The organism is Streptomyces sp. AcH 505 (assembly GCF_000818175.1).
Taxonomy (GTDB): Bacteria; Actinomycetota; Actinomycetes; order Streptomycetales; family Streptomycetaceae; genus Streptomyces.
This window is the reverse complement of the sequence record NZ_JTIY01000001.1, coordinates 4,464,295-4,480,536: the sequence shown is the minus strand read 5'-3', so window position 1 is coordinate 4,480,536 and position 16,242 is coordinate 4,464,295. Positions and strand designations below refer to the sequence as shown.

The following is a 16,242-nucleotide window of genomic DNA, read 5'->3' as shown; positions in this document are numbered from 1 at the left end:
CAGCCGGCGGCCACGGGCGGCCGGCGGGTGCGGGGTGAGCGTGGCGCTCCGGGTGGGCGACACCGGCTCCCGCAGCACCTGCGCCGCCAGTTCCTGGGCGACCGCGCGGGGCGCGGCCGGCAGCAGGTTCTTGTGGTCGACGTGCTTGTCCTCGTCGTCGTGGGCGAGCCCGGTGGCGACCGCGTCGAGCCGGGCGGCGCCGAGCAGCCGTACGCCGAAGGGCTCGACCAGTTCCACCCCGCGCAGCCGGCGCTCCTCGATGGAGACGGAGCGCGCGGTGAACAGACCGCGTCTGACCCGGAGCGTGCCACCGGGTTCGCGCTCGATGCGGTAGTTCCACCACATCTCGACCCACAGGCCGAGCGTCCCGACGACCCCGGCGAGCCCGGCCGCGCCCACCAGCAGCACGATGGCCCAGCCGAGCGGGGTGTCGGCGAGCCGGTGCGCTATCCAGTCGACGACCTGCCGCTGGGCCCCGAACCAGTCGCTGATCTGCAGCAGTCCGCCGGCCGCCGCGCCGCCGAGCGCGGGGGCGAGGAACGACATCGGGGCGTACCGGATCCAGCGGGGGTCGAGCGCGGCGAGTACGCCCTCGCGGTGGGCGCCGGGCGTCCCCGGCGCGCGGTCGAGCAGTTCCCTGCGCAGCCGTTCGCCCTCCTGGCGGGTGACCAGGTCGAGTTCCAGTGTGGACTCGCCGGAGTGCTCCCCCGTACCTATCCGCACCTTCACCAGACCGAGGACGCGCAGCATCGGGTTGGCGGTCAGATCGACGCTGCGGATCCGTTCGCGCGCCAGGGAGCGGCGCTTCACCAGCAGCAGTCCGGTGTGGAGTTCGGCGCGTTCGGCGCCGATGCGGTAGCGGGTGCGGCGCCAGCGTATGTAGTCGGCTCCGGTGCCGCAGGCGACGAAGAGCAGCGTCGCCGCCAGCACCCAGCCGACGGCGCGTACGGGCCCGAGGCCGTTGGATATCCCGAGCGCGGTCGGCACGCCGGCGCCCAGCGCGATGCCCGCCATGACGGCCGCGGTGACGAGGAGGGTGCCGGGGGCGAGCCGCCGCCAGGGCGCCGCGGACTCCGGCGCCGCGGACTCCTGAGCGGCGGGCTTGTCCAGGAGACCGCCGACGACGTCGGCCTCGGCCTCCCCCGCCTCGCTCATGTGGCGTCCCCGGGCGTTGCCTGGGTGATGTGGGTCAGCTGCTCGGCGAGCGACGACGCCGTCATGTGGTCGAGCCCGGCGATGTGCACGGCGCCCTTGGACGAGGCGGTGGTGACGATGACCGTGGAGAGCCGGAACAGCTGCTCCAGCGGGCCGCGCACGGTGTCCACGGTCTGGATCCTGGACATCGGCGCGATCCGCCACTCCTGCCGGAAGACCCCGGTGCGGACGTAGACCGCCTCGTCCGTCACCTCCCACCGGTGCACCCGGAAGCGCCAGAGCGGTACGACGACGGCGCAGCCCGCGCCGAGCACGGCGAGGACGACGGCGGGGACCAGGAGCCAGGTCCTGGCGGGCGTGATGAGCACCGCCAGGACCACGAGGAGCGCGACAGGGAACACGGTCCGCAGCAGCCACTGCGCGCGCCACCAGCCGACGGCGCGCGGCGCCGGTGTGTTCTTCGGCGCCCGCAGCCGCAGCCCCTCCTCCACCGCCCCCGGTCCCATCCGGTCAGCGACCGCGCAGGGTGCGGTACGTGGCGACGAGCGCCGCAGTTGAGCTGTCGAGCCCGTCGCCCGCCTTGTCCCCGGTGAGGACCGGCTCGATCTCCTTGGCGAGTACCTTGCCGAGCTCCACACCCCACTGGTCGAACGAGTCGATGTTCCACACGGCGCCCTGGACGAACACCTTGTGCTCGTAGAGCGCGATGAGCTGACCCAGCACCGAGGGGGTCAGTGTGTCGGCGAGGATGGTGGTCGTCGGGTGGTTGCCGCGGAACGTCTTGTGCGGCACCAGCTCCTCGGGCACACCCTCGGCCCGTACCTCTTCGGGGGTCTTGCCGAAGGCCAACGCCTGTGTCTGGGCGAAGAAGTTGGCCATCAGCAGGTCGTGCTGCGGAACGAGACCGCTGCGCAGGTCGTCGACCGGCCGGGCGAAGCCGATGAAGTCGGCGGGGATGATCTTCGTGCCCTGGTGGATCAACTGGTAGTACGCGTGCTGCCCGTTGGTGCCGGGCGTGCCCCAGACCACGGGCCCCGTCTGCCAGTCGACGGGGTTGCCGTCGCGGTCCACCGACTTGCCGTTGGACTCCATGTCCAACTGCTGGAGGTAGGCGGTGAACTTCGACAGGTAGTGGCTGTACGGCAGCACGGCGTGCGACTGCGCGTCGAAGAACGAGCCGTACCAGACGCCCAACAGGCCCAGCAGCAAAGGCGCGTTGGCCTCGGGCGGCGCGGTGCGGAAGTGCTCGTCGACGAGATGGAAGCCGTCCAGCATCTCGCGGAAACGGCCGGGGCCGATCGCGATCATCAGCGAGAGACCGATGGCGGAGTCGTACGAGTAACGGCCGCCGACCCAGTCCCAGAACTCGAACATGTTGGCCGTGTCGATGCCGAAGTCGGAGACCTTCACACCGTTGGTGGACAGCGCCACGAAGTGCTTGGCGACGGCGTCCTGATCGGCCGTCAGCTCGGTCAGCAGCCAGTTGCGCGCCGAGGTGGCGTTGGTGATGGTCTCGACGGTGGTGAAGGTCTTGGAGGCGATGACGAACAGCGTCTCGGCCGCGTTCAGGTCCCGGACCGCCTCGTGCAGATCCGCGCCGTCCACGTTGGAGACGAACCGTACGGTGATGTCGCGGTCGGTGAACGACTTCAGCGCCTCGTACGCCATCGCGGGTCCGAGGTCGGAGCCGCCGATGCCGATGTTCACCACGTTCTTGATGGGCAGGCCCGTGTGGCCGCGCCACTCGCCGGACCTGATCCGGTCGGCGAAGGAGGCCATCTTGTCGAGGACGGCGTGCACGGCGGGGATCACGTTCTCCCCGTCCACCTCCACGACGGCGTCGCGCGGGGCGCGCAGCGCCGTGTGCAGCACCGCACGGTCCTCGGTGGTGTTGATCTTGTCGCCGCGGAACATCGCGTCCCGCAGCTCGGTGACCTTGGTGGCGGCGGCCAGCTCGCGCAGCAGCGCCAGGGTCTCGTCGGTCACCAGATGCTTGGAGTAGTCCAGATGGAGATCGCCCACCTGGAGCGTGTAACCGGTGCCGCGCGCCGGGTCGCCGGCGAACAGCTCCCGCAGATGCGTGTCGGCCAGCTGCTCACGATGCTTGCCCAGAGCGCTCCACTCGGGCAGCCGGTTGAGCCTGGTACGGCTTTCTGCGTTCATCTCGGACATCAGCCCACTTCTTCTCGTACCTGCGTGCATGCCCTGCTGCCCCTCCAACCTAATTGATCAGAGGTCGCTGCGAGGGGTCGGCCCGGCCCGGTACGAAGAACCGGCCGGGCGCTTGGTGTCGCGACCGGCCGGGAAGGGGAAAGCTCAGATCTCGCCGCGCAGCTTGGCGAGGGCCTCGGCGAGGATCGCCTCACCGTCGGCGTCGCTGCGGCGCTCGCGCACATAGGCGAGGTGGGTCTTGTACGGCTCGGTGCGCGGCGGGTCCGGCGGGTTGTCCCGGTCCTGACCTGCCGGGAAGCCGCAGCGCGGGCAGTCCCACGTCTCCGGAACCTGTGCGTCACTGGCGAAGCTCGGCACCGTCTCGTGCCCGTTGGAGCACCAGAAGGAGATGCGCAGACGGGGCGCGGACTCGCCACGCTCGGCCTCACCCATCGGCCCCGCTCCGACCCGGCTTCCCCGGATCGCGTTGCCACTTGCCACGGTCGTAACTCCCTGCGTGATGGTGCCGCAAAGCATCTGTAGGCAGCTCCGCTGCCGGGCGCCCCAGTCTACGTAAGGCCCAACGCGCGTCCGGTGAAGGGAGTTACCCCCTCCGCCGGGCGCGGAACCTCATGATAGGCCGCGCCCCGCGGCGACGTACCGTACGCGGAATCAGCTGTCGAGCTTGATCAGCAGACCAAGCGCGACAATGCTCGCGAACCACAGCAGACCCACAACTACGGTGATGCGGTCGAGGTTACGCTCGGCAACCGAGGAACCACCGACGGACGACTGCATTCCGCCACCGAACATGTCGGAGAGGCCGCCGCCCTTTCCCTTGTGCATCAGCACCAGCAGCATGAGCAGCAGGCTGAAGACGATCAGGGCGATCTGGAACCCCATAACCACAGCTGAACCAACCTTCTCGGACTGACAGGACTGAAATGGACTGCGGGGACCAAGTGGCACGCCACTTAATCCCCGCAAGGGTACGACGGATCCGCTCTAGCGCATACTCACTGGTCGCGGAAGCGTACGATCTTGACGAACTCCTCGGCGTCGAGCGCCGCGCCGCCCACGAGGGCGCCGTCCACATCGGGCTGCTTCATGATCGCGGCGACATTGCCGGACTTGACCGAGCCGCCGTACTGGATGCGGACCTTGTCGGCCAGCTCCTGCGAGTACAGCTCGGCGAGCCTGCCGCGGATCGCCCCGCAGACCTCCTGCGCGTCCTCGGGGGTCGCGACCTCGCCGGTGCCGATGGCCCACACCGGCTCGTAGGCGATCACGATGGTCTCGGCCTGCTCGGCCGTGACGTCCTTGAGGCCGCCGTCGAGCTGGGCGAGCGTGTACTCGACCTGCTGGCCCGCCTTGCGGATGTCCAGGCCCTCGCCGACGCAGAGGATCGGGGTCAGTCCGTGCTTGTACGCCGCCTTCACCTTGGCGTTGCACAGCTCGTCCGACTCGGCGTGGTACTGGCGTCGCTCGGAGTGACCGACGGCCACGTAGGTGCACTTGAGCTTGGCCAGCATCGGGCCCGAGATCTCGCCGGTGTAGGCACCCGAGTCGTGCGCCGAGATGTCCTGGGCGCCGTACTTGATCTTGAGCTTGTCCCCGTCGACCAGGGTCTGCACGGAGCGCAGGTCGGTGAAGGGCGCCAGGACGGCGACCTCGACGGCTTCGTAGTCCTTGTCGGCGAGGCCGAACGACAGCTTCTGGACGTGGGCGATGGCCTCAAGGTGGTTGAGGTTCATCTTCCAGTTGCCGGCCATCAGCGGGGTGCGGCCGGCGTTCTTCTCTGCTGAATCAGCGGAAGCGGTCATGAACGGTCAGTCCTCCAGTGCGGCGAGGCCGGGCAGCGTCTTGCCTTCGAGGTATTCGAGGCTGGCACCGCCGCCGGTCGAAATATGGCCGAATGCGTTCTCGTCGAAGCCCAGGATGCGTACGGCGGCCGCGGAGTCGCCGCCGCCGACCACCGTGAAGGCGGACGAGTCGATGAGCGCCTGGGCGACGGCCCGGGTGCCCTCGGCGTAGTCGGGGTGCTCGAAGACGCCCATCGGGCCGTTCCAGAACACGGTCTGCGCGTCGGCGAGCTTCGACGCGTACAGCGCGCAGGTCTCCGGGCCGTTGTCCAGGCCCATCTTGCCCTCGGGCATGGCGTCGGCCCGTACCGTCTCGGGGTGGGTCGGCGCCTTGGCCTTCAGGTCGGGGAACTCGGGCGCCACGAGGAAGTCGACGGGGAGCACGAACTCCACACCGCGCTCCTCGGCGCGCTTGAGATAGCCCTGGACTGCCGGGATCTGGTCCTCCTGGAGGAGCGAGGAGCCGACCTCGTGGCCCTGCGCCTTCAGGAAGGTGAAGGCCATGCCGCCGCCGATGAGGATGCGGTCGGCCTTCTCCAGCAGATGGTCGATGACACCGAGCTTGTCGGAGACCTTGGCACCGCCGAGCACGACGGCGTACGGCCGCTTGACGTCATCGGTGAGCTTCTTCAGGACACCGACCTCGGTGGCGATGAGCCCGCCCGCCGCGTGCGGCAGCCGGGCCGGCAGGTCGAAGACCGAGGCGTGCTTGCGGTGCACGGCGCCGAAGCCGTCGCCCACGTACACGTCGGCCAGCTCGGCGAGCTGGTCGGCGAAGGCGCCGCGCTCGGCGTCGTCCTTCGCGGTCTCGCCGGGGTTGAAGCGGAGGTTCTCGATGACGGCGACCTGGCCGTCGGTGAGGCCCGCGACGACGGACTTGGCGGAATCGCCGACCGTGTCGGTCGCGAACGCCACGTCCTTGCCGAGGAGTTCACCGAGACGCTTGGCCGCGGGGGCCAGCGAGAAGGCGGGGTCGGGCGCGCCCTTGGGACGGCCGAGGTGGGAGGCGACGATCACGCGCGCGCCGGCGTCGGCGAGGCGGGCGACCGTCGGCTGTACGGCGCGGATCCGGCCGTCGTCGGTGATGGTGTCGCCTTCGAGCGGCACGTTGAGGTCGGCGCGGACGAAAACGCGCTTGCCGGTGACCCCTTCGGTCAGAAGTTCGTCGATCGTCTTCATCTGTTGCTGGGCTCCTTGGGGTGAACTGCCAGGCGGGTTCTACACAGGCGACAGGGCCCGAACAGCGCGGTTCGCGCCGACCGAGCCCTGTCGCTCATATCGAGGTCCTACCGGCCGGTGGTCAGAGCCGGGCGCCGACGAAGACCGTCAGGTCGACGAGGCGGTTGGAGTAGCCCCACTCGTTGTCGTACCAGCCGAGAACCTTGACGCTCTTGCCCTGGACCATGGTCAGGGAGGAGTCGAAGGTGCAGGAGGCCGGCCAGTTGACGATGTCCGAGGAGACGATCGGGTCCTCGGTGTAGTCCAGGTACGCCTTCAGCTCGCCCTCGGAGGCCTTCTTGAACGCGGCGTTGACCTCTTCCTTGGTCACCACCCGCTCCGTCTCGACGACCAGGTCGGTGATGGAGCCCGTGGGGACCGGAACGCGCATCGCCATGCCGTTGAGCTTGCCCGCCAGCTCCGGGATGACCAGGCCGAGGGCCTTGGCCGCGCCGGTGCTCGCCGGGATGATGTTCTCGGCGGCGGCGCGCGCCCTGCGGAGGTCCTTGTGCGGGAAGTCCTGCAGACGCTGGTCGCTGGTGTAGGCGTGGACCGTGGTCATCAGGCCCGACACGATGCCGAAGTTCTCCAGGAGAACCTTGGCCATCGGCGCGACACAGTTCGTCGTGCACGAGGCGTTGGAGATGATGTTGTCCGTGGCGGCGTCGTACTTGTCCTCGTTGACGCCCAGGACGATCGTGATGTCCTCGTCGGTGGCCGGAGCCGAGATGAGGACCTTCTTCGCGCCGCCCGTGATGTGCTTCTGGGCGTCGGCCTTCTTGGTGAAGATGCCGGTCGACTCGATGACGATGTCGACGCCGAGCTCGCCCCACGGGATGTTGGCGGGGTCGCGCTCGGAGAGCACCTTGATGGTCTTGCCGTCGACCGTGATCGTGTCGGCGGTGTGCGTCACCTCTGCCTTGAGGCGGCCCAGGATGGTGTCGTACTTCAGCAAGTGGGCTGTGGTCGCGGTGTCACCCAGGTCGTTGACAGCCACGATCTCGATGTCCGCACCCTGCTCCAGCAGCGCGCGGAAGTAATTACGCCCGATGCGGCCAAAGCCGTTGATGCCTACGCGGATCGTCACGAACCGATCTCCTCGTTGGTACGCCGGTTTTCGACGCCGGCGAGCTGTATGGGATGTCCCCGACCGCTTACGACCCTACCCCGCCGGGCCTCGCTGAGTGACATCGGCCGCCCCCTGAGCTGGTAATGACCCGTACCCGCGAGTAGCGGGTACGGGTCATCGGTGCCCAGGTGCCGTACGGGTGGCGCGATGGCCGCCGGTGTCAGTGCCGCAGCGAGCGCAGCGCCTTGCCGAGCAGCGTGGCGCGCTCCCCGGCGCCCGGTACGTGCTCAAGGCCGAAGCCCAGCAGCACGGTGTCGCGGGTGGTGACCGCGGCGTACGACGTGTAGAGCGCCTGGGTGCGCGCCCAGTCGCCCGCCACGGCCGGGCTGCCCTCGGGGGCGCCCGGTGTGCTCCAGACGCCCAGCGACGTCTCGAAGCCCTCGGCCTGCTGCTCGGCGCCGGCCACGGCGAGCCGCGCGTCGTCGGCGAAGACGCCGCGCCCGCCGCTGCCGGGGTCGGTGATGTAGCTGAGCGAGACCTCGACGCTGCGGCCCGCGTAGCCGCTCAGGTCGAAGGCGACCTGCCGCCAGCCGTCGGAGCTGCCGGTGAAGCTGTTCCAGGCGCCGCTGGTGCCGGTGGCCGCGCAGCCGTCGGCGCCGAGCGTGAGGTAGCGGCCGAGGAACGGATGGCCGTTGATGAAGAACCCGGCGCCGCACTCGGCCGGCACCTCGGTGCTGGTGGCGCCGCCCGCCTCGGGGAGCGTGGTCCAGTCGTCGGCGCCGGTGGTGTGGGCTTCGAGCACGGCGTGGTCGTAGCCCGGCTCGGTGTCCCAGTTGAGCGCGAGGCGCAGCTCCGGCCGGTCGGCCGCGGTGACGGAGCCGAGGTCGACGGTGCGGGTGAGCCTGCGCCAGTCGTTGTCCTCGTGGGTGGCGGAGGCCATCCACTCGCCCGCGTAGGGCGCGTACGGGTTGGTGATGCCGGCGTACGAGCCGCCCTGCGCGCTCTTGAACTGCGGGTAGTCCTTGGGCGCGAGGGTGTCGGAGGTGACGGTGTAGGCGCCCGCCGCGTTCAGCGGGTTGCCGGGGGCGGCGGTCAGCGGTGTGTCCGCGCCCGCGAGCGCGCCCGCCCCGGTGAAGCCGGTCGCTCCGGGTGCCGAGTCGCGTCCGTAGGCGCCGAGGTAGTACTGGCTGAAGTCGTCGGTGTCGGCGCGGCCGACCCGCGCGTCGCCGCCGGCCAGTTCACCGGCCTCGACGAGCTTGCCGCCCTCGTTGATGAAGTCGCGCAGGGCGAGCTGGGTGGGTCCTGCGGGCTCGACGGCGCCCGTGTAGTGGACCGCGGTGGCGAAGTGCGACAGCACGCCCAGCGGGTGCGGGGCGCCCTGGGTGGCGACGTCCCAGACGACGGCCTTGCGGCCGTTGGCCCTCAGCGCGTCGACGTACGCCTTGGCCTGGGTCGCGGGGGCGCCTTCCTCGGCGATCACGATCGTGTCGGCCTTGGCGCGTGCGACGACGGTGTAGCGGAAGTGGTCACTGGCGGTGGACTTCCCGCGCGCGGTCCTTCCGGTGAACCAGACGTCGACCGAGTCGCCCGGGTCCGCGCCCTTCACCTCGGCGCGGTACTGGTCGAAGCGGATGTTGTCCTCGCCGCCGTAGGTCTCGCCGCCCTTCCACCCCTTGAGGGAGGCCCGGTGCGTCCGGCCGCCGTTGACGCGGTAGTTGAGGTGCTTGTCCTTGACCGACCTGCGGACGGTGACGGCGACCTGCTGGTCAGCGCCGCGCGCGTACGAGGTGGTGAAGGGGTCGAGCGTGAAGTCGGCCGCGCTCAGGCCGACCGCCGACGAGGGCACGTCGGGGTGGGCTGCGGTCTCGGCGACGGAGAGCGCGAAGGGCAGGTTCTTGGCGAACTCCCCCTGGATCAGCTTCTCGTCGTCGGGGAAGTTGAAGCCCGACTGGCAGTCCTGGGGCAGCCACTGGTCGTCGGGGTCGATCGCCGAAGCGGTCTGGCAGGTCGTCATCTCCGGGGTGAACATCAGCGTCCCGTTGACGTTGGCCGCGTGGCCGTCGGCCTCTCCGTTGGTGGTGTACAGCTCGGAGGAGACCTGCGGGTAGTAGCCGGGGATCGCGGAGTTGTCGGGTGTGCCGGCGAGCGCGGAGTACAGCACGTCGTCGGGGGTCGGGGTCGCGACCTGCCAGCCCACTCCGTACAGCAGCAGTTCGGAGGCGGAGTGGTAGTTGATGCTGTACTCGAAGCCGATGCGCTTCTCCAGCGCGTCGATCGCCCGGGTCTCGGGCTCGGAGGCCGGAGCGGCGCCCCGGTACGTCTCGTTGGCGGGCCTGGGCGAGGAACCCTCGTCGTCGTAGCCCCACTTGTAGGGGAAGTTACGGTTGAGGTCGATGCCGTCGCCCGAGGTGATCGCGCCGTCCTTGTCGACGTCGCGCAGGTTCTTGCGCCAGAGCCGGTCGCCGTCGGGGCTGAAGGTGTAGTCGTAGCCGTCCGGGTTGGCCGACAGGACGAACCACAGCTCGGTGGAGTCGACGATCTTCGTGATCCGCCGGTCCTTGCCGTAGTTGTCCAGGTAGTAGTGCATCAGCCGGCGGTTGGTCTCGGGAGTGATCCACTCCCTGGCGTGCTGGTTGGACATGTAGAGCACGGACGGCTTGGCGCCGTCCCTGCCGGTGCGCGCGCCCTTGGTGAGCTTGAGGGCGAGGATGTCCTGGCCGCGCAGGGTCTTGCCGATGGAGACGACCTTGGCGGTGCCCGGGTTGGCCTGGCCCGCCTTGACGATCTCCTCCTGGAGATTGTCCTTGCCGCTGTACGGACGGAAGACGCCGTCGCCCGCCGCCTCGGCCCGTGCGGTCGCCTTCGCGGGGACGCGCCGCTCGCTGAGGTCGACGCCCTGCTTGGCCAGCGCGCCCGCCTGGGCGTCGGTGAGGAACAGCTCGACCTCGGCGGTCCCCTTCGCGGGCGCCCGTTCACTCAGCTCCTGGCTGTCCTGACCCGCCGCCAGGAGCAGGGGTATCTGCTCCTTGGTGACCTGGGCCTCGAAGACCTTCACGCTGTCGCCGGCCTTGTCGGCCGTTTCCCGGCCTGCCCCCTGCTGCGCCTGCGCGACGGGTGCCGCCGCCAGGCCGCCCAGCAGCAGTGCGCCCGCCGCGAGGATCGATCCCGCTCTGCGTCTGCGTCTCATGTGCCCCCCTTGCCGTGGTGTGCCACACGCGTGGCAGACGACAGAGTCACGACGCTTCATGGCCATGTCAAGGGCGCGTCAATGCCGGGCAAAATGGCTGCCGCCGACACCTATTCGGTACCGGCGGCAGTCAGGAGCAACGGAGGTGACGGAGGGTCAGCCGACGAGACCGTCGGCCATCTCCTCGCTGAGCGTGGATTCCGTACCGGGGATGCCGAGGTCCTGCGCCCGCTTGTCGGCCATGGCCAGCAGTCTGCGGATCCGGCCCGCGACCGCGTCCTTGGTGAGCGGCGGGTCGGCGAGCGCGCCCAGCTCCTCCAGCGAGGCCTGCTTGTGCTCCATCCGGAGCCGGCCTGCCGCCGCCAGATGCTCGGGCACCTCCTCACCGAGGATCTCCAGCGCGCGGCCCACCCGGGCACCCGCGGCGACGGCCGCGCGGGCCGAGCGGCGCAGATTCGCGTCGTCGAAGTTGGCGAGGCGGTTGGCCGTGGCGCGCACCTCGCGCCGCATCCGCCGCTCCTCCCAGGCCAGCACCGACTCATGGGCGCCGAGCCGGGTCAGCAGCGCGCCGATCGCGTCCCCGTCCCGTACGACCACACGGTCGACGCCGCGCACCTCACGGGCCTTGGCGGCGATCTGCAGCCTGCGCGCGGCGCCGACCAGCGCGAGCGCCGCCTCGGGCCCCGGGCAGGTCACTTCGAGCGAGGACGAACGGCCCGGCTCGGTCAGCGAGCCGTGCGCGAGAAAGGCGCCCCGCCAGGCGGCCTCGGCGTCGCAGGTGGCGCCGGAGACGACCTGGGGGGGCAGCCCCCGGATCGGCCGTCCTCTGCCGTCGACCAGCCCCGTCTGCCGGGCCAGCTGGTCACCGCCGGTGATCACCCGTACGACGTAACGGCTGCCGCGCCGCAGGCCGCCCGGCGCCATCACCACCAGCTCGGAGTTGTGCCCGAAGATCTCCAGGATGTCCTTGCGCAGCCGGCGTGCGGCGATGCTGGTGTCCAGCTCCGCCTCGATCACGATCCGGCCGCTCACCAGGTGCAGCCCGCCCGCGAAGCGGAGAATCGCCGAGACCTCGGCCTTCCTGCAGCACGTCCGGGTGACGGGGAGGCGGGCGATCTCGTCCTTCACCGCTGGCGTCATCGCCATGGGCCGATCCTTCCATGCATCCGAAAAATACGGTCGTACGCGGCTGCCAACAGCTCCGGATCATGCTTCGGAAGACCGTCGGGCGCAGCCACCGCCGCCAGCTCGACCGTCGCACCGAACCGTTTTGCGGCATCGGAGAGTGAGTCCCGGTCGGGCACGGCGGCCTCGTCGGCCAACACCACGTCCAAGGCGAGTTTAGGGGCGTGTCGCCCCAAAACCTCCAAATGACGTTGCGGTGAGAAGCCATCGGTTTCACCGGGTTGTGGTGCGAGATTCAACGAAAGGACACGCCGGGCCCTGGTCTCGACGAGCGCGTCGAGCAGCTGTGGCACCAGCAGATGCGGAATCACGGACGAGAACCACGACCCGGGGCCGAGCACCACCCAGTCCGCGTCCAGCACGGCGGAGACGGCCTCCGGCACCGCGGGCGGGTCGTGCGGCACGAGATGGACGGACTGCACCTCGCCCCGGGTCAGCGCGACCGTGGCCTGGCCACGCACCGTGTCCACCTCGTCGGGCCGCGCCGGGTCATGGCCGCGGACCAGCGCCTGCAGCTCCAGCGGTACGGCGGACATGGGCAGCACCCTGCCGTGCGCGCCGAGCAGCTTGCCGACGAGGTCGAGCGCCGCCACATGGTCGCCCAGCTGCTCCCAGAGGGCGACGATCAGCAGATTGCCGACCGCGTGCTCGTGCAGATCGCCCTTGGACTGGAAGCGGTGCTGGATGACCCGGGCCCAGGTCTGGCCCCATTCGTCGTCACCGCAGAGCGCGGCGAGCGCCTTGCGCAGATCGCCGGGCGGCAGCACCCCCAGCTCCTCGCGCAGCCTGCCGCTGGAGCCCCCGTCGTCGGCGACGGTGACCACGGCCGTCAGATCGCCGGTGATCCGGCGCAGCGCGGCGAGCGAGGCCGACAGGCCCATGCCGCCGCCGAGCGCGACGACCTTGGGCTGCGCACCGCGTTCCCGCGAGGAGAGTGCGGGGGTGCCGGTGCGCAGCCGCCGCATACGGAACGTACGTCCGGTCACTCGCGCCCCATGTCCCTGTGGACGACGACGGTCTCGATGCCTTCGGTGGCCAGCCGCGCCGCCAGCTTCTCCGACATGGCGACGGATCTGTGCTTGCCGCCGGTACAGCCCACGGCGACCGTCACATAGCGCTTGCCCTCACGGCGGTACCCGGTGGCGATCAGCTGGAGCAGCTCCGTGTAGCGGTCGAGGAACTCCTTGGCGCCCGGCTGGTTGAAGACGTAGTTGGACACCTCCTCGTTGAGCCCGGTGAACGGGCGCAGCTCGGGGACCCAGTGCGGATTGGGCAGGAAGCGGCAGTCCACGACGAGGTCGGCGTCGACCGGCAGGCCGTACTTGTAGCCGAACGACATGACCGTCGCCCGCAGCTCGGGCTTCTCGTCGCCCGCGAACCCGGCGTCCAGCTTGGCGCGCAGCTCGTGGACGTTGAGACTGGAGGTGTCGATCACCAGATCGGCGTCGCCGCGCAGCTCGCGCAGCAGATCACGCTCGGCGTCGATGCCGTCCACGATCCGGCCGTCGCCCTGGAGCGGATGCGGGCGGCGCACCGACTCGAAGCGACGTACCAGCGTCTCGTCTGAGGACTCCAGGAAGACGATCCGCCGGGTGACGCCCTTGGCGTCGAGGTCGGCCAGCGACTCGCGGAGGTTGTCGAAGAACCTGCGCCCCCGTACGTCCACGACGACGGCGATCCTGGCCACGTTGCCCTGCGAGCGGGCGCCCAGCTCCACCATGGTGGGGATCAGCGCGGGCGGCAGGTTGTCCACGACGAACCAGCCGAGGTCTTCGAGACACTTGGCCGCCGTGCTGCGCCCGGCGCCCGACATACCGGAGATGATCACCAGCTCGGGGATGGCCGGTTCCGCGACGTCCCCGGTCTCCTTGGCGCTGCCCGTACTCACGTGCTCTGCTCCGTCCCGGTCGTGATCAGTCATCCGCACTGCCCTCGTTGTCTTCCATGATCTCTCCTGTTGCCGTGTTGACGGCGGGTGCGGGCGGCGCCGCCTTGGCGAGCGCCACGACCACGGCCTCGGCCGTCTTCCGGCCGAGCCCGGGAACCTCACAGATCTGCTCGATTGTCGCCTGCCGCAGCTTCTTCACCGAGCCGAAATGCTTGATGAGTGCCTGTTTCCGCGACTCTCCGAGACCTGGTACGTCGTCCAGCGGGCTGGTCCTGATCCGTTTGGCCCTTTTCGCCCGCTGGTAGGTGATCGCGAAGCGGTGCGCCTCGTCCCGTACCCGCTGGAGCAGATACAGGCCCTCGCTGGACCGGGGCAGCACCACCGGGTCGGTGTCGTCGGGCAGCCAGACCTCTTCGAGGCGCTTGGCGAGGCCGCAGACGGCGACGTCGTCGATCCCCAGCTCGTCCAGGGCCCGCTTGGCCGCGGCCACCTGCGGCTGGCCGCCGTCCACGACGAGCAGCTGGGGCGGTAGGCGAAGCGCTTGGGCCGGCCGTCGTCCTCGACGAGTGGGGACGCGGGGACGCCGCCCCCTTCGGAAACGGTCTCGGGGGCGGTCTCGCCCTCGGCCCTTTCGGGCGCCGGCTGCTGCTCGGGCCACTCCCCCGTCTGCTCCCGCTCGTGGAGATAGCGCCGGAAGCGGCGGCTGATCACCTCGTGCATGGACCGGACGTCGTCCTGGCCCTCGAAGGTCTTGATCTGGAACCGGCGGTACTCGCTCTTGCGGGCCAGGCCGTCCTCGAAGACCACCATGGAAGCGACCACGTCGTCCCCCTGGAGGTGCGAGATGTCGAAGCACTCGATCCGCAGCGGCGCGCTGTCCAGGTCGAGGGCCTCGGCGATCTCCTCAAGGGCGCGAGAGCGGGTGGTCAGATCGCTGGCGCGCTTCGTCTTGTGCAGCACGAGCGCCTGCTGGGCGTTGCGCGCGACCGTCGCCATCAGGTCCTTCTTGTCGCCGCGCTGCGGGATCCGCAGGGACACCTGGGCGCCGCGCCGCTCGCTCAGCCACTCGGTGACGGCCTCGGCCTCTTCGGGGAGGGCGGGGACCAGCACCTCCTTGGGCACCGAATCGCCGCGCTCCTCGCCGTACAGCTGCTGGAGCGCGTGCTCGACGAGGCCAGCCGTCTCGACCGCCTCGACCTTGTCGGTGACCCAGCCGCGCTGGCCGCGCACCCGGCCGCCCCTGACGTGGAAGATCTGGACGGCCGCCTCCAGCTCGTCCTCGGCGACGGCGATCAGGTCGGCGTCCGTGGCGTCGGCGAGCACCACGGCGCTCTTCTCCATCGCCCGGCGCAGCGCCCCTATGTCGTCGCGGAGCCGGCCCGCCCGCTCGTACTCCATGTCCTCGGCCGCCGCCGTCATCTGCTTCTCCAGGCGGCGGATGTAGGCGCCGGTCCGGCCGGCCATGAAGTCACAGAACTCCTCGGCCAGTTCGCGGTGCTCCTCGGGGGTCACCCGGCCCACGCAGGGCGCCGAGCACTTGCCGATGTAGCCGAGCAGACACGGCCTGCCCGTACGCGCCGCGTTCTTGAACACCCCCGCGGAGCAGGTGCGCACGGGAAAGACGCGGAGCATCAGGTCGACCGTCTCGCGGATGGCCCACGCATGGCCGTACGGGCCGAAGTAGCGCACGCCCTTCTTCTTGGCGCCGCGCATCACCTGGACCCGGGGGAACTCCTCGTTGAGGGTCACGGCGAGATACGGATAACTCTTGTCGTCGCGGTACTTGACGTTGAAGCGCGGGTCGAACTCCTTGATCCAGCTGTACTCCAGCTGCAGCGCCTCGACCTCGGTCGACACGACCGTCCACTCCACGGACGCGGCGGTCGTGACCATCGTGCGCGTACGGGGATGGAGATTCGTCAGATCCTGGAAGTAGCTGGACAGCCGGGGCCGCAGGCTCTTCGCCTTGCCGACGTAGATCACCCGGCGGTGTTCGTCGCGGAATTTGTAGACCCCCGGCGAGTCGGGGATCTGTCCCGGCTTGGGGCGGTAGCTGGAGGGGTCGGCCATGACATCCACCCTACTTGCGGGCGCGGACACTGTGACGCGCGTTGCTTGTCGGGCGCAGGTCAACACGCTTCAATGCGGGGTGACACCGTGCGGTGAACGGACGCGCTGGAGGGGTCTGCGTGGGACATACCGCGGCCGATCTGGAACAGGTGCTGCAGACAGGTCCTTTCCACCTGGCGCTGCGCGCCGCCCTCGCGGTGCGCGGGCTGCCGCTCGAACGGGTCCAGCACCATCTGGCGCACCGCGGGATCAAGGTCGGTGTGACCAGCCTGAGTTACTGGCAGCAGGGCGCGCGGCGCCCGCAGCGGCCCGAGTCGCTGCGGGCCGTCGGCGCGCTGGAGGCGGTCCTCGACCTGCCGGTGAACTCCCTGCTGCGGCTGCTGGAGGCGGCGACGGCCCCCGGCGGCGTACGGGGCGCGGCCCGCGACACGGCAGGGGCCGTCGACCGGCTGCTGGC

General features: G+C 70.1%; 12 protein-coding genes and 2 pseudogenes. 1 reads left to right on the top strand and 13 read right to left on the bottom strand.

Features of this window, described 5'->3' with window-relative positions; translation table 11 throughout:
• The 13 genes and pseudogenes from HY68_RS20470 to uvrC all read right to left on the bottom strand — a co-directional run.
• The coding region (locus HY68_RS20470) for a PH domain-containing protein (protein ID WP_241778627.1) at positions 1–1,155 on the bottom strand (1,155 nt) is incomplete at its 3' end.
• Positions 1,152–1,661, bottom strand: a complete 510-nt coding sequence (locus HY68_RS20465; protein ID WP_041990933.1) for a PH domain-containing protein — start codon at positions 1,659–1,661, stop codon at positions 1,152–1,154. The genes HY68_RS20465 and HY68_RS20470, both read right to left, overlap by 4 nt.
• Positions 1,662–1,665: 4 nt before the next feature.
• A complete protein-coding gene (gene pgi / locus HY68_RS20460; RefSeq protein ID WP_041996684.1) occupies positions 1,666–3,318 on the bottom strand; it encodes a glucose-6-phosphate isomerase in 1,653 nt (550 codons plus the stop codon).
• Positions 3,319–3,471: 153 nt separating this feature from the next.
• Positions 3,472–3,807: an RNA polymerase-binding protein RbpA gene (locus HY68_RS20455; RefSeq protein WP_078615979.1), complete on the bottom strand. Its 336-nt coding sequence runs from the start codon at positions 3,805–3,807 to the stop codon at positions 3,472–3,474.
• 171 nt (positions 3,808–3,978) lie between these two features.
• Positions 3,979–4,215 (bottom strand): preprotein translocase subunit SecG, encoded by a 237-nt coding sequence (gene secG / locus HY68_RS20450; protein WP_078863696.1) that lies wholly within the window; start codon positions 4,213–4,215, stop codon positions 3,979–3,981.
• 107 nt (positions 4,216–4,322) lie between these two features.
• A complete protein-coding gene (gene tpiA / locus HY68_RS20445) occupies positions 4,323–5,129 on the bottom strand; it encodes a triose-phosphate isomerase (RefSeq protein WP_041990923.1) in 807 nt (268 codons plus the stop codon).
• A gap of 6 nt (positions 5,130–5,135) precedes the next feature.
• Positions 5,136–6,347, bottom strand: coding sequence for a phosphoglycerate kinase (locus HY68_RS20440; protein ID WP_041990922.1), 1,212 nt, complete (start codon positions 6,345–6,347; stop codon positions 5,136–5,138).
• 121 nt (positions 6,348–6,468) lie between these two features.
• On the bottom strand, positions 6,469–7,473 hold the full coding sequence (gene gap / locus HY68_RS20435) for a type I glyceraldehyde-3-phosphate dehydrogenase (RefSeq protein WP_041990920.1): 1,005 nt from the start codon (positions 7,471–7,473) through the stop codon (positions 6,469–6,471).
• 202 nt (positions 7,474–7,675) lie between these two features.
• Positions 7,676–10,642: a M14 family metallopeptidase gene (locus HY68_RS20430; RefSeq protein WP_041990918.1), complete on the bottom strand. Its 2,967-nt coding sequence runs from the start codon at positions 10,640–10,642 to the stop codon at positions 7,676–7,678.
• Between the two features lie 156 nt (positions 10,643–10,798).
• Positions 10,799–11,788: a DNA-binding protein WhiA gene (gene whiA / locus HY68_RS20425; RefSeq protein ID WP_041990916.1), complete on the bottom strand. Its 990-nt coding sequence runs from the start codon at positions 11,786–11,788 to the stop codon at positions 10,799–10,801.
• Positions 11,779–12,792, bottom strand: coding sequence for a uridine diphosphate-N-acetylglucosamine-binding protein YvcK (yvcK, locus tag HY68_RS20420; RefSeq protein ID WP_041996682.1), 1,014 nt, complete (start codon positions 12,790–12,792; stop codon positions 11,779–11,781). Before yvcK ends, whiA begins: the two co-directional genes overlap by 10 nt.
• A 17-nt stretch (positions 12,793–12,809) precedes the next feature.
• Positions 12,810–13,748: an RNase adapter RapZ gene (gene rapZ, locus HY68_RS20415; RefSeq protein WP_052457145.1), complete on the bottom strand. Its 939-nt coding sequence runs from the start codon at positions 13,746–13,748 to the stop codon at positions 12,810–12,812.
• Positions 13,741–15,785: pseudogene (gene uvrC / locus HY68_RS20410) on the bottom strand (excinuclease ABC subunit UvrC). The gene rapZ and the pseudogene uvrC overlap by 8 nt, the downstream one beginning before the upstream one ends.
• Positions 15,786–15,904: 119 nt before the next feature.
• On the opposite strand from uvrC, the pseudogene HY68_RS20405 reads away from it, so the two are divergent.
• Positions 15,905–16,242, top strand: a pseudogene (locus HY68_RS20405) (hypothetical protein); the annotation flags it as partial.